General features: G+C 62.1%; 14 protein-coding genes. 2 read left to right on the forward strand and 12 right to left on the reverse strand.

Features of this window, described 5'->3' with window-relative positions:
- Window position 1 precedes the first annotated feature (1 nt).
- Window positions 2-1,171 (reverse strand): efflux RND transporter periplasmic adaptor subunit, encoded by a 1,170-nt coding sequence (locus O9Z63_RS02220; protein ID WP_270127641.1) that lies wholly within the window; start codon window positions 1,169-1,171, stop codon window positions 2-4.
- 270 nt (window positions 1,172-1,441) lie between these two features.
- On the opposite strand from O9Z63_RS02220, the gene O9Z63_RS02225 reads away from it, so the two are divergent.
- Window positions 1,442-1,795, forward strand: a complete 354-nt coding sequence (locus tag O9Z63_RS02225; protein WP_270127642.1) for an MGMT family protein — start codon at window positions 1,442-1,444, stop codon at window positions 1,793-1,795.
- Between the two features lie 5 nt (window positions 1,796-1,800).
- Here O9Z63_RS02225 and O9Z63_RS02230 read toward each other — a convergent pair whose 3' ends face one another.
- From O9Z63_RS02230 to O9Z63_RS02240, 3 genes are read right to left on the reverse strand one after another with little or no spacing between them, the layout of a single operon-like run.
- A complete protein-coding gene (locus tag O9Z63_RS02230) occupies window positions 1,801-3,186 on the reverse strand; it encodes a hypothetical protein (protein WP_270127643.1) in 1,386 nt (461 codons plus the stop codon).
- A gap of 56 nt (window positions 3,187-3,242) precedes the next feature.
- Window positions 3,243-3,713: a hypothetical protein gene (locus O9Z63_RS02235; protein ID WP_270127644.1), complete on the reverse strand. Its 471-nt coding sequence runs from the start codon at window positions 3,711-3,713 to the stop codon at window positions 3,243-3,245.
- A 51-nt stretch (window positions 3,714-3,764) separates the two neighbouring features.
- Window positions 3,765-4,583 carry a hypothetical protein gene (locus O9Z63_RS02240; RefSeq protein WP_270127645.1) on the reverse strand — a complete coding sequence of 273 codons (819 nt, stop codon included), beginning with the start codon at window positions 4,581-4,583 and terminating at the stop codon, window positions 3,765-3,767.
- 166 nt (window positions 4,584-4,749) lie between these two features.
- Here O9Z63_RS02240 and O9Z63_RS02245 point away from each other — a divergent pair, with 166 nt between their 5' ends.
- Window positions 4,750-7,548, forward strand: coding sequence for a TonB-dependent receptor (locus O9Z63_RS02245; RefSeq protein WP_270127646.1), 2,799 nt, complete (start codon window positions 4,750-4,752; stop codon window positions 7,546-7,548).
- 205 nt (window positions 7,549-7,753) lie between these two features.
- Here the strand turns inward: O9Z63_RS02245 and O9Z63_RS02250 are convergent, their stop codons facing one another.
- The 8 genes from O9Z63_RS02250 to xseA all read right to left on the reverse strand — a co-directional run bounded on the left by O9Z63_RS02250 (window position 7,754) and on the right by xseA (window position 13,729).
- Complete coding sequence (locus tag O9Z63_RS02250; RefSeq protein ID WP_270127648.1) at window positions 7,754-8,164, reverse strand: response regulator; 411 nt, start codon at window positions 8,162-8,164, stop codon at window positions 7,754-7,756.
- Complete coding sequence (locus tag O9Z63_RS02255; RefSeq protein ID WP_270127649.1) at window positions 8,161-8,976, reverse strand: sensor histidine kinase; 816 nt, start codon at window positions 8,974-8,976, stop codon at window positions 8,161-8,163. The genes O9Z63_RS02250 and O9Z63_RS02255 overlap by 4 nt, the downstream gene beginning before the upstream one ends.
- A 281-nt stretch (window positions 8,977-9,257) precedes the next feature.
- Window positions 9,258-9,947: a hypothetical protein gene (locus O9Z63_RS02260; protein ID WP_270127650.1), complete on the reverse strand. Its 690-nt coding sequence runs from the start codon at window positions 9,945-9,947 to the stop codon at window positions 9,258-9,260.
- 94 nt (window positions 9,948-10,041) lie between these two features.
- Window positions 10,042-10,749, reverse strand: a complete 708-nt coding sequence (locus tag O9Z63_RS02265; RefSeq protein WP_270127651.1) for a hypothetical protein — start codon at window positions 10,747-10,749, stop codon at window positions 10,042-10,044.
- A gap of 59 nt (window positions 10,750-10,808) precedes the next feature.
- Window positions 10,809-11,528 carry a hypothetical protein gene (locus tag O9Z63_RS02270; RefSeq protein WP_270127652.1) on the reverse strand — a complete coding sequence of 240 codons (720 nt, stop codon included), beginning with the start codon at window positions 11,526-11,528 and terminating at the stop codon, window positions 10,809-10,811.
- A 10-nt stretch (window positions 11,529-11,538) separates the two neighbouring features.
- The gene (locus O9Z63_RS02275) at window positions 11,539-11,868 is read right to left on the reverse strand and encodes a hypothetical protein (RefSeq protein ID WP_270127653.1); all 330 of its coding nucleotides are present in this window, start codon (window positions 11,866-11,868) and stop codon (window positions 11,539-11,541) included.
- A gap of 142 nt (window positions 11,869-12,010) precedes the next feature.
- Window positions 12,011-12,298: an exodeoxyribonuclease VII small subunit gene (gene xseB, locus O9Z63_RS02280; RefSeq protein ID WP_270127654.1), complete on the reverse strand. Its 288-nt coding sequence runs from the start codon at window positions 12,296-12,298 to the stop codon at window positions 12,011-12,013.
- Window positions 12,299-12,388: 90 nt separating this feature from the next.
- Entirely contained in the window at window positions 12,389-13,729 is a 1,341-nt protein-coding gene (gene xseA, locus O9Z63_RS02285; protein ID WP_270127655.1) for an exodeoxyribonuclease VII large subunit, read from the reverse strand.
- Between the last annotated feature and the right edge of the window lie 53 nt (window positions 13,730-13,782).

Here is a 13,782-nt window from a genome sequence, read left to right on the forward strand (position 1 = left end):
ATTACTTGGTGGCCTTCACGGCATCGCCCGGCTTCACCTGCAGGATGCCGGTGCGAATCACGGAGTCGCCAACGGCCAGGCCGTCGGTGATTTGAATCACCTTGTCGGAGCGGATACCGATTTTCACCTTCTTCGGGACCATCTTGCCGTCTTTCACGGTGTAGATGCTGTAGCCGCTGGCTTCCGGAATAACGGCTTCGGTGGGCACCTGCAGGGCGTCAGTCGATTCGCCGAGCTGCAGGTTCACTTTCACGAAAGCACCGGGGCGCAGCTCGTTGTTCTGGTTGGCGTAGCGGGCGCGCACCGGCTGGGTGCGGCTCACGGGGTCAATCTGTGGGTCGATGGCGTAGACTTTGGCCTCGTACTTTTTGTTGGTGCCTTCGTCGGTGATGCTCACCACGTCGCCCACGCGCACTTTGGTGGCGAAGCGACCCGGCACGGCAAAGTCAATCTTCACGGGCCGCACGCGGGAAAGGGTCGTGATTTCCGAGCCGGGGCTCACGTAGGTGCCCACGGTGGCCGTAGTCAGGCCCAGCACGCCGCTGAACGGCGCCCGCACGTAGGCCCGGTCAAGGGAGGCCTGCAAGGCCTTCAGGTCCGACTGCGCCGTGAGCAGCTGGTTGTTGGACTGCTCGTATTCCTGGGCGCTGATGTATTCCTTATCCAGCAGGGTGCGCTGGCGGCGCTCCTGGTCGCGGAAAAGCTTGATGTTGTATTGCTGCTTGCGGATGGCGGCCTGGGCCTCGTCGGCGTTGATGCTGAACAGCAACTGGCCTTTGCTCACCGGCTGGCCTTCTTTTATGTTCAGGCTGGTGATTTTGCCCGACAGCTCGCTCTTGATAACCACGGATTCGTCGGCCAGAATAGAACCGGTGGCGGCTACCTCATCGGAGAGGTTGGTGGGCTTTACCACGTATACCTGCACTGGCAGCGCGCCACCGCCGCCGCCTTTGCCACCCTTCGCGCCAGGGGCGCCTTTGCCACCGCCGGCCGCGCCCTTGCCGCCGCCGCCTTTGGCGTCGGCGTTGGGCGAGGGGAAGTATTTTATCTTAACAAAGGCCAGCGCGGCAATCAGCACTACGGCGATAATCAGCCAGCGTACTCCGTGGCTTTTGCCGGGCGTTTCTTCGGCCGTCTGTAGTTCTTCCCGTTCTTGTTCCTGAGTCTGCATAAGTGAGTATCGGAGATTCTGCCGGTCTGCCACGGCCCCGGTTTGTGCGGGCAGGGCAACGGATGACAACGCGAATCAGCTGGCTGGGGTTTACTTCCTGCCCCAACTGGTCTGGCCGGCCATGCGCTTAAGACACCAGAATCGGCCCCGGGTTGCGCCTGCTTCCTGAAATTGTAAGGGCCTGCTTGGGCAGACCGCCCGGCGCGATATGCTTAGTCCGGGCTGCAGATGCCGTATATTTCTCCGGTCTTTCCTTTCCGCTCTCCCCCAATGATTCCGCGTAATCCTACCGAAGCCCAGCGCAATTTCTTTCAGGAAGTGCACGAAGTAGTGCGCTTGGTGCCGGCCGGCCGCGTAACCACCTACGGCGCCATTGCCCACTACCTCGGCGCCCGGCACGGTGCCCGGATGGTGGGCTGGGCCATGATGGCCGCCCACACCGCCGACGGCTACGTGCCGGCCCATCGGGTTATCAACCGCAACGGCCAGCTCACCGGGCGCCTGCACTTCGCCACGCCCACCGCCATGCAGGAAGCCCTGGAGGCCGAAGGCGTGCGCGTGGTCGAGGATGAAGTGCAGGAGTTCAAGCGCCTGTTCTGGGACCCCACCGCGGAGCTGGAATAGCCGCGCTAGTTGGCGGGCCTTTTCTCGCGGGCTTTAATGTGCTTGAGTTGGAACAGGCCTTCCTTGGCTGCCACCGGCTGCACGGTTGGGGCCGTGGTGCTGCTGCCCGGGGCGCAGGCCAGAAACGTAGTGGTACCGAACAGCGGCATAAACGTGTGGCATTTCTCTTGCTCCCCCTGCACGCAGATGGCCATGTCGCGGCGCTTGTCGCGCCAGCTGAAAGCCAGATACTGGCCCGGCCCCAGTTGACCCGCCTCTTTGCCGTCCACCAGCACCCGCAGGGGCGCGGCAGGCCCGGCGTCGGCGCGGCGGTACAGGTAGATGGCAGCGGTGTCGGCGGCGGCAAAACCATCTGCGCCGACGGGCTGCAGGCTGGTCGCTATTCGGCCCGAGGCTAGCCGCAACTCATACAGCTGCGGCTGGTTGGTGCCGATGCTGCCGGCAATGGCTGCCCCGGCCAGGCCCCCTAGCATCGCCCCGGCCAGCACGTTGCTGCCATCTGGCTGCCGGTGTCCCGTGAAGCTGTAATACTTGTCGGCGGCCTGCAGGGGCAAGTAGCGGCCTTGGAAGAAAATATAGGCATTCTGGCCGTCGCTCAGGCCCCAGGCGCCGCGCACCAGGCGGCGGGGCTGGTCGTCGCTGAGGTGCAGGTACCAGGCTTCCACTTCCTCGGTGCCGGCCCACTGCGCGCCCTTGCGGGTTTTACGCTGCAGCTCAAACGGCCCGGCCGTAAGTGTAGGCGCGTTCTGGCGGAACTCCTCAAACGACCGGTAGATGCCGCGCTGCAGCGGCTGGGTTTGCACCGGGAAGCGCGGCAGCGCGCCTTCCTCGCCGGCCAGCACCTGCGCCCACGTCAGGGTGGGGGCGGAGGCAGGTGGCGCGGCCGCCGCCAGCCGTTGCAGGCCTTGCTGCAGGGCGCGCCGAATGTTGTCGGGGTGCTTGTTGGTCACATCCAGGCCCTTGCCCTCCACCAGCTCCGACACGCTGAGCAGCAGCCGGTAGGTATCGGGGCCGGTGGCTTCCAGAAAGTCCATTTCCACCTCCGCACTGCCCGTTTCCGACATGGCCGTAATGGTTTCGTGCACGGCTAGGGTGTAAATACGCACCACCAGCGGCCGAGTAGCCGGGCCGGCCGGCAGCGCCTGCCGGAGCATCGGCGTCAGTTCGGTTTCCAGGCTGCCGCCTAAAGTGGCGGGCACCAGGTGGTTGTCGAGGCCGCGGTGCACGCTGCCGATACTGGTCCGGTCAGGCCGTGCGTCTACCAGCTTATCGAAGTGGAAGGCCGAGCCGGCGGCCGGCAGTACCTGCTGGGCGAGGCTGATTTCCAGCTTGGTGCTTTGGGAATAGCCCGCCAGGGGCAGCAGCAGCAGCGGTAAGTAGAGAAGCTTCACGAGGGATGAGGGAAATGCCAGAAACAAACAATAAAAAGCTACTTGGCGCAGTACGCTCAGCGGCTGGCCATGCGCGTTACTTGGGTTTTGCCTTCGCGCACCGGCACCAGTTGCAGAGAAGCGGGCGCCCCAGGCAGGTACTCGATATAATTGGCTTCGCTGAAGCTCGGCGTCAGCTCCAGGCAGGCTTCGGTGCCCACGCACAGGCGCACCGGCTGGTTGCTGTCGTGCCAGGGCAGCGAAAGATAATCGCCTTCCCGCAGTTCGCCAGCCGCCTGGCCATTGAGCTGTACCGGCAGCGGGGGAGCATTCTTCTGGCGCCGCCTGTACACCATCAAATGGGTAACCAGGCCTTCTTTATTCAAAGAAATCAGGTTCGACGGGCCCGCGTAATTGGTGGTAAGTCCACTGAACAGATTAAGCGAATAGGCATGCTTGGGCGGCCCACCGTTAAAAAGCAGCGTGTTGTTATTGTTGTAGAGCGCCGGCGCGAAAAACAGGAAGGCCGTGCCGCGCTTTTCCAGCAAAAAGTAATCGGCGCCGAAACGGATGTATAGCTGCTGGCCGTCGCAGAAGCCCTAAGCTTGCTCTACTGCCACGTGCTGGCCTTCTGGCGTAAGCATAAACGGCGATACGGCGCGCAGGCCCTGCCACTCGGCTGTCTGGTAGGCGCGGGCGTCGGCCTGCACGTTGCCTGGCCGGCCCGGTGCGTTGTAGCGAAACTCGAAAAAGTTGCTGTACACACCCGGGCGCAGGCGCTCTTCGCTCTGGATAGGGTAGGTCTGGGTTGGTAGCCGGCGCCGCAACGCCGCGGCCTCGCAGCGCGGGCTAGCGGCCTGCTGCGCCGCCCAGTCGAAGCCCGCCATCTGCTGTAAGCTGGCTTCCAGCAATGCCCCCAGGTTAGCCATGTGGCTGGTTTTCGGCTCCGCGCTGCTGATTCGCTGCGTGGTGCGGGAGGTGCGGCACAGCAGATAATAGGTGCTATCGGGCTGGCGGGCGTACCATTCGGCGGAAAGCTCAGCCGCCATTTGCACGCGAAAGTTGCCAACGGGCGCCTCCGCCACGCCTACGGACAGAATGCGCAACACAACAGGCCGGGCCCCGGCTGCCGGAAGGCGGTTTTGCAGGAGCCCGGCCAGTTCCGGCACCAAGCCCTGCTGCAGGTCCACTTCCCGCAGCGTGCTGTTCAGGCCGCGCACTACCAGGCCCAGCGGCCCGGCGGTAGGCCGGGCGTCAATCACCTGCTCCACATACACGCCCGATACGGACAGATTCTGCAGCTCGGTCTGCAGGCTGATGACCACTGGCGCCCCCGGTAAGAGCTGAGCAGTAGCCGGGCCGCAACCTATACATAGCAGAATGCTGATGCCGATTTGCAGCAGGAATATTAAGCGCATATGAGAAGAAGATAGAGCTGGAATCAGATAGAAAACACAATGGTAGAATACAGCCAAATGTACGGCCGTCCGGCAGCTTCCCGCAAACCCCGCGCTTCTGTTTTTCGGCTCCCCTTCAATCCCTTACCTTTGCTAAGCGCAAACCCCGCGCTTCCTGCTTTCTGGTATGAAACAACCCTTACTGACTTTCCTTTTCACCTCGCTGGCTGTCGTTTCGGCGGAAGCCCAAAGTACCTTTTCCATTCGGGGCCGGGTGCTCGATAAGCTAACCGGCGAGGGCCTGCCCGGGGCCACCGTCCAGATCAGCGGCAACGGCGTGAACACCGGCGCCGGCACCGAGGTAAACGGCTCCTACACGGTGCCCAACCTCAAGCCCGGCACCTACGTGGTCAGGGCTTCGTTTATCGGCTACAAAATGGGCGAGCAGAAAGTCACGATTGGCAGCCAAAACGCCGTGGCTACCTTCTCGCTGAACTCCGACAACGCCACGCTCAGCGAGGTGCAGGTGGTAGGCTCGCTGGGTATTGCCGTGGAGCGCTCCACGCCGGTAGCTTTTTCGGCCGTGAACGAAGTGAAGCTGCGCGAAACGCTGTCGAACCGCGACCTGCCGATGATTCTCAACGAAACGCCCGGCGTGTACGCCACCCAGGGCGGCGGCGGTACCGGCGACTCGCGCATCAACATCCGCGGCTTCGACCAGCGCAACGTGGCCGTGATGGTGAACGGCGTGCCTGTGAATGACATGGAAACCGGCCAGGTGTTCTGGTCGAACTGGGACCTGGGCGACGTAACCAAGAGCCTGCAGGTGCAACGCGGCCTGTCGGCTTCGCGCATTGCGGTGCCCTCAGTGGGCGGTACCATCAACGTGCTGACGCGCGGCTTCGACGACAAGCGCAGCATGCTGGCCCGCCTCGAAACCGGCTCCAACAACTACCGCAAAGCCTCGCTGATGCTGAGCAGCGGCACGCTCAAAGGCGACTGGGCCTTCACGTTCTACGGCTCGCGCCGCACCTCCGATGGCTGGGTGACCAACGCCTTCGACGACGCTTGGACGTACTTCGGCAACGTCAGCAAGAAGCTGGGTAGCCACCGCCTCTCGCTGACTGGGCTGGGCTCGCCGCAAAGCCACGGCACCCGCTCGTTTCAGTCGCAGGTGGGCTTGTACTCCGAGGCCAAAGCCCGCGAGCTGGGCGCCAACCCCGTAGCCAACGGCGACAAAGGGTTCAAGTACAACCCGTTCTGGGGCACGCTGCAGCGCTACGACCGCAACCCCGTTACGCGCCAGATCAGCAACGTGCAGGACACGGAGGTGCTCAACGAGCGCAGCAACTTCTACCACAAGCCCCAGATCAACCTCAACGATTTCTGGCAGGTGAACGACCGGCTGTTCGTGTCGACGGTGGTATATGCCTCCTACGGGCGCGGCGGTGGCGTAAGCGGCCTGACCAGCGGCAACTCCAGCACCATCAGCACCAGCTCGGCCACGGGTCAGACGGATTTCCAGGGTATCTTCAACCGCAACGCCCGCAACTACGACCTGGTGTCGGTGACGCGCAACCCAACTACCGGCCGCAACGACACCATCTTCGGGGAAGGCCGCCGCGCCACCCAGTTTTTGGTCAACAACGTGAACAGCCACCGCTGGTACGGCTTCGTAACTGGCGCCGACTATACCCTCAACGACAAGCTCACGCTGTCGGCCGGGGTGGATGGGCGCACGTACTACGGCCTGCACTACCGCGAAATCCGCGACCTGCTGGGCGGCACCTACGCCCTCAACATTGCCGACCGTAACTCGGCCCCGACCTCGCGGCTGGGCATCGGCGACAAAATCAGCTACAACTACGACGGCAAAACCCAGTGGCTGGGCGGCTACGCGCAGCTGGAATACAAAACGCCGGTGCTGTCGGCCGTGGTCAGCGGCACGGTGTCGCGCATCGGCTACAAGCGCTTCGACTACTTCCAGCCCAAAGTGGTGAACGTGGACGGCGCCAACCGGCCCGTGGGCTTCGGCCAGACTTACACCGCCGCCGACGGCCGCGTGTACACGGCCGCCGACGGCAGCACTGTAGAAACCGACTGGGCCCGCTACACTGGCTACAGCGTGAAGGCCGGGGCCAACTACAACCTCACCGAGTTCAACAACCTGTTTTTGAACGTGGGTTACAACAGCAAGGTGCCCTTCTTCAACCAGGTATACACCACGCAGGGCCTGCTCTACCCGAACGTGCGCCCCGAGGGCATCACCAGCATCGAGCTGGGCTACAGCATCAACTACCCCAGCATGAAGGCTACGCTGAACACGTACTACACGCTGTGGGCCAACAAAGCCACCAACTCGGTGAGCACGGCCACCGGCGAGGCCGTGTACAGCTCGGTGCGTAACGTGGATGCCCGCCACATGGGCGTGGAGCTGAGCGTGGCGCAGGAAATCAGCCGCCGCCTGCAGCTGAATGCCGCCATTGCCCTCGGCGACTGGCGCTGGATCGGGGAAGGCCTGCTCAACCAAACCGACGAAGGCGGCAACCCGATTCCCGGCACCCAACTCGACCAGCGCGTGTACCTCGACAACACCCACGTAGGCGACGCTGCCCAGAACCAGTTCCAGCTGGGCCTCCGCTACGAGCCGATCCGCGGGCTGTACGTGCGGCCGTCGTTCCTGCTGTTCACCAAGTACTACGCCGCCTTCAATCCCGAGAACATCGTGAACCCGGCCACGCGCACCGATTCCTACCGCCTGCCCACCAGCCGCAACCTCGACCTGCACTTCGGCTACGACATCAAGCCGCTGTTCAACGACCGGGTGAAGCTGGGCCTGAAGGCCTCGGTGCTCAACGTGCTGGACGAGTACTACTTCACCGACGTTTCGAACCGCAACAACTCCAACGTCGTCGACCCCAACCTGATCCAGGCGTTCTTCAACCGGGGCCGCACGTTCACGGTAGGTTTGTCGGCTACGCTGTAGAGTGGCTGCGTGATGGAGTAACTGAATAGTTTCTGTATCTCCACGCAAAAGCGCTGGCTTCCTGAGGGGGGGCGGCGCTTTTGCGTTGTGGCGGTGAGGCATGGCAACAGGCTGTAAAGCCCGTGGAAAAGCAAAAGCGTCGGCTGCCATCTGGCAACCGACGCTTTTGCTTTATCGGATGAATGAAATCAGCTACTCAGCTACTCTACAGCGTAGCCAGTGCCGGGCGCGACTCGTTGTTGTTGTAGGCGGCCAGAATGGCGCCGCGTACTTCCTCCGGGCTGGCGTTTTTGAGCAGGTAGCCGTGGGCCCCTTCGGCTTTGAGGCTCTCAATCAGCTCGGGCTCGTCGTGCATGGAGATGATGATGACGCGGATGCGCGGGTACTGGGCGCGCAGCAGGCGCACGGTCTGCAGGCCGTCGAGGTTGGGCATCTGCAGGTCCATGAGGATAACGTCGGGCAGGTTGCCTTGGTCGAGACGCTGGAGCAGCTCCTCGCCGTCGCCGGCTTCAAAGAGCACTTCCATGCCCGGGAAGCCGCTGATCAGCGCCCGCAGGCCTTTACGGAAAAGGATGTGGTCGTCGGTAACGGCAAGACGAATAGTAGCAGGTGTCATAGGGCGGGAGAAAAGGCAGGAGCCTGATTGGTAGTAAGATACGGAAGGGGGCAGGATATCCAAACGCGGCTACCAGCCCCCGTTTCCGACTCGTAGCGGAGGGTGCCTTGCAGCACGGCTACGCGGCTGCGCAGGTTGGTGAGGCCATGGCCAGTGCGGGCGCCAGGCAGCGGCGCCGCTTCCACCAGCGCGGGGTCGAAGCCAACCCCGTCGTCGGAGTAGTGAACGGAAAGCACGTCGGGACCGAAGTCGACGACGATGTGGATGGTTTCGGCGTGGGCGTGGCGCAGGCCGTTGCCGAGCAGCTCCTGCACCACGCGGTACACGATCAGCTCGTATTTGGGGTCGAGGCGGCGGGGCTGGCCTTTCTGCTCCAGCGTGAGGTGGGTGGCGCCATCAGCGGGCACGGTGCGGGCCAGGGCATCCAGCGCAAACGGCAGCCCGAACTTCTGCAGGGCCGCCGGCAGCAGGTTGCGCGAAATACGGCGCACCTCGGTGATGGCCTGGTCGAGCAGGGCGGTGGCTTCCTGGGTGTAGGTGGGCTGGCCCAGCGTGCTCAGGTGCAGCTTCACAATGGCCAGGGTGGTGCCCACGCCGTCGTGCAGGTCGGCGGCAATGCGGCGGCGCTCTTCTTCCTGCGCCAGCAGGGCCGCTTCCAGTGCTTGCTGCTGGCCCATTTCGCGGGCTTGCCGAAGCTGCTCCTGCTGCCGCAGCAGCCGGCGCTGGTAGCGCAGCACAAACGCCACGATACCCAGCGCCAGCAACAGCAGCACCGGAGTAGCCAGCAGTACCGGAATCAGCCAGTTGTTCATGAACGCGAAAAAGACAAACGCCGGGTGACGAGAATAATTACCAGGGCAGGCAGCAAGGAGACAAAAGCGAGGAAGATAGAAAGTAAAGCTACTGGATTTTGCCCCGGTAATCCCAACACGGCAAACTGCCCCTCCATGCTTTGCTTATGCCAGCTGATCGGAAAAGTACGGTGCTACATCTGAAATCACCACAGTCCAGCTGCAATTTCAAGTAGGCTGCCGGCGGCTATCTGTGGCTGATGTGTTGAGAGTGGGAGCCTCCGGCAACGTGCAGTTGCTGCTTAGCCGAGGGCGCGGCCAGGACGGCTCGCCAGCCAGAAGGCCCGCGTCAGGAGTAGGTGCAGCCCCAGATTAACGACGCTCAGCCCTGCGTACGCCAGGCGAAGCTCGGGACCCGGAATCAGGTGGCTCGTCAGAAACAGCGTGATAGTGCTCGAATAGAACAGTAGGAACCCTACACTGACTACAAACATGGCATCCTGCCAGAGGCTGGTGGAGCGCAGTTCCAGCAAGATCTGCTCGAAATACAGCAGTACCAGCCCGATAATCAGAATGTGCTTGAGCAGGGTAGTATAGGTGTCATTGAAAATAAGGGTTTGTGTGATGGCCTGCCACAGGTGGCTGAGCACGAAGAAGTCAAACAGCGCCAGCCCTGTAAATACTGTTCCAATCAAGGGAAAGTAGCGCTGCCAGGAAAACTGTAGCGTGTGGTAATAGGCCGCCCCGATAAACCAGAATTCCAGAATGCTAATCAGCTCATTTACTCCATTATTGTTATGCCAAGCCAATCTGGCGTATTCGCTAAAACCCATCAGCAACAGCCACATCAGGCAGCAAGTAACTAGGATGCGCAAGTTGCGCGGCAGCCGCCGCCGCCACAGCAGCCCGGCCACCACCGGTACCAGAATGGATGCCTGACAGACAAAATAGAGCACCTTCAGCCAGTATATAATGTCGCTCAGGTCGGGCATAGCAAGTGGAAGCAGCGAGAAACATACGCCTCGTGAGACAATCCACTACGCAAGGTACAAACTGAAGCTGCCCGCCAACTGCTATTGGCGAAGTCTAAAGCGGCAAACCTGCGCCTACAACAGCCGGCGGCGGGTGGCGGCCCAGCCAGAAGGCCCGCGCCAGCAGCACGTGCAGACCCAGATTGACTACGCCCAGCCCTGCGAATACTAGGCGCCGCTCGGGCCCCAGAATCAGGTGCTTGGTCAGGAATAGCATGAGCGTGCTGGTGTAGAACAGCAAGAACCCCACACTGACCACAAACATGGCATCCTGCCATAAACTCCTAGGGTGCAGTTCCGACAGGCACTGCTCGAAATACAGCAGCAGTAGCCCGATCATCAGGATATACCTGAGCAGGGTAGCATATTTATCACTGAAAATGAGCGTCTGCGTGATGGCCTGCCACAAGCCGCTGAGCACAAAGTAGTCGAACAGCGCCAGCGCCGTAAACACCATCCCAATCAGCGGAAAGTAGCGCCGCCAGGGTCGCCGCAGCGTGTGGTAGTAGGCCGCGCCGATAAACCAGGGTTCTAGGATGTCGACCAACTGATACACCCCGTTGTTGTTGCCCCAGGCCCAGCTGGCGTATTCGCCGAAGCTCATCAGCACCAGCCACATCAGGCAACAGTACACCAAACTACGCAAGTTGCGTGGCAAACGTCGCCGCCATATCAGCCCGGCTACCACTGGTATCAGAATGGACGCCTGACAGACGAGATACAGCACCCGCAGCCAGTACATGATGTCGCTCAGGTCCGGCATAATAGGCGTAGCAGGAAGTACAAACGATTCGTAAGAGGCCTGTCCCGCTGGATTGCACGCTAAGCCGGCTGTTGAGCCGTGGCCGCCGTCAACGGCTCTACGGCCAACTGCGGCTGCCGCCCCGCCAGCCAGAAACCCCGCGCAATAAGCCCATGCATGACCAGATTGAGCACGGAGTTGACGGCGTATACTTTCTGTATCTGCAATAGCGCATTTTGGTCGATGAAATAGGCCCGCATTATGAAGGCTACAACCGTACCAGCGTAGTAGAGCAACAGGGCCACGCTGATGACAAACATAGGGTCGCGCTCCAGCCGGACATTGCGCAGCTCCCGTAGCATCTGCTCGAAATACAGCAAGGTCAGCGCTATAATAAGGACGCTTTTAAGCACAGTTGTATAGGTAATTGGCAGCATCAGGCCGTGCAACACGAAGGTATCGAGTAGTGCAAACGCCGTATACAGAATGCCTAGCGGCAGAAAGTAGCGGCGGAGCCGAAACCGTAGGACGCGGTGGTAGGCTACCCCGATGAACCACATTTCCAGGATTTCTAGCGCATCCCAGATGACAACATTGTAATGCCAGGCTAGGCGAGCGAATTCCCCACACGCCATTATCACCAGCCACATCAGACAGCAGTAAAAGATGCCCCGGGGAGCCGGTGCCAGTTGCTGCCGACGCCGAAATCCAACTACTATCGGCACTACTATTGATGCCTGACCAAGGTAGCCCAGCGCATAAAACAGTTGCATCAATTCAGCAGATTCCGGCGTTGGCATGGCAGCAGGATTAGTGTTGCAGCGGGCTGTCTATTATACTGGGAGGGCTGAGCTGACCGTTGTCAAACAACTTATAGCCTTCGTCTACCAAGTCAGCGGTGGAGTTGGCACTGACCAGCACCATGGTGTCGGCGTTGCCGTTGTTAGCCAGGTAGATGCGAATGCCCTTGGTGTTGGGCTGGGCCATCAGTTCGGTGAAGACACTGTTGGAGAAGTACACCGAGCGCAACTGGTCCGGATTATCGTGCTGGTAGGTGGCAGTCCAGGCTTTGGCCTCGTCGAGGGTGATGGATTGGCCGATGGTTGCCTCTTCGTCGTCGGAGTGGAGTGGGGGATTCATGCGCAACAGGTAAGCGGTGTGTAGAGGAGCAGAACGGAATGGGACAAAAGCTGCACTGATTTGCCCCATTCAAATATAGGGCAAACATCATTGTATGCAAGCCTCCTTTTTTCGCAATGCCTGTTGCCGGCTTCGGCAGCTGCTAAAACAGCAGGCCGCCGCTGATATCGCGCGGGGTTTTGGGGGCGCGCTTGGCGGGTGGCGTAGGGGCGGGGGCTTCAGGCTCGGGCAGTTCCTCGTCCTGGTCGAGGTTCTCGAATACCCGGTCGATGGCGTCTTCGGCGGTGCGCAGCTTCTGCTTGCACAGGCGAATGAGCGTGGCCGAGCGCTGCACGCGGGCCGTTAGCTCGTCTACGTCCACGGTGTCGGTTTCCAGGGCCCGCAGAATAGTTTCCAGTTCTGCTATGGCGTCGCGGTAGGTGGTTTCCATTTAGGTGATTTTGTATGATGGGGTTATGAGGTGATGGGGTGATGGGGTTATGAGGTGATAGGGTGATGACCTCATCACTTCATCACCTCATTACTTCCTCGCCATTTCCAGCAGCCGGATTTCGGCGCGGTGTAGCAGGCGCTCGGCGGCCAGCTGCAGCTGGAAGCGGCGCGTGAGCACTTGCTCGCGGCGGCGGCGGTGCAAATAGCGGAAGCGCCGGGCCAGCAGCTGGCCCAGGCGGCGCAGGTGGCGGTGCTGGCCTTCGGCGGCGTGGTGGGCGGCCCGCTGCAGAGCTTGGCGCTGCTGGCTGAGCAGCAGCTCCTGCTGCCGCAGGCGCTGCCGGGCCAGCGGCGCCGTAGCGCGCACGCGCTGACGCAGCGCCGAATGATGGTCGTGTAGGCAGCTTTGGGCGGCTTGGTGGGTGCGGCGCCCCAGTCTATCCAGGTGGGCGGCGGCGGCGTAGAGGCTCTGCTGGGCCAGCTCCTGCACCCGGGCGCCGTAGCCCTCAAACACGGCATCGAGGCGGGCCAGCCGGTCGGAGAGGAAGGCGGCTACGGCGGTAGGGGTTTTCAGGGCCAGGTGCGCAGCCATGTCCACCACGGCCTCGTCCCGCTCGTGCCCGATGCCGGTGAGCACGGCCAGCGGAAACGCGCCAATGGCCGCCGCCAGCCCGTAATCGTCGAAGGCCAGTAAATCGGTTTTGGAGCCCCCGCCCCGGATAATCACCACGGCATCAAACTGCTGGCGGTGGGGCCGGATGGCGTCCAGCGCCGTCCGGATGCTGGCCGGGGCGTCGTCGCCTTGCATGGCGGCCGGAAACAAGGCCAGCGAAAACGCATACGCTGACTCCTCCAGCTGGCGCACGAAATCCTGGAAGCCCGCCGCCGTCGGCGACGAGATGATGGCCAGCCGCTGCGGGGCCAGGGGCAGCGGCAACGCCCGCTGCCGCTCCAGCAAGCCTTTTTCTTCGAGCTTGCGGATAGTTTCGAGGCGCTGCCGGGCCAACTCGCCTACGGTGTAGGTGGGGTCGAGGGCCAGCACGTCGAGGCTCAGGCCGTACTGCTCGTGGAACTTCACCTGCACCCGCAGCATGATTTTCAGGCCCGGGCGCAGCTCCTGGCCGGTGTGCTCGGCGAAGGCCGGGGCCAGTTGCTGGTAGCGCTGGCTCCAGATGGTGGCGCGGGCCTGGGCCTTGAGCTGGGCGCCGCGGCCGGTCTGGTGCTGGTCGGTGAGGGTGAGGTAGCAGTGGGCGCCGGCAAAGCGCGGCAGCGTGAGGTCGGCAATTTCGGCCACCACCCAATAAGAGTCGGCAAACCGCTCGGTCAGGGTCTGCTTCACGCGCAGCAGCAGCTCGGCCAGCGGCAAAGCCATGGGCGGCGGCGGAGTAGCCGGCAAACCCGGTTCGGAACGGCGGTTGTAGAGCGGTGGCATGGGCTGTAAAGGTAGGGCCTGCGCGCCGCCCATGCCAGCGCCGGCGTTAGCGC

It is taken from the genome of Hymenobacter yonginensis (genome assembly GCF_027625995.1).
In the GTDB taxonomy this organism is placed as follows: Bacteria; Bacteroidota; Bacteroidia; order Cytophagales; family Hymenobacteraceae; genus Hymenobacter; species Hymenobacter yonginensis.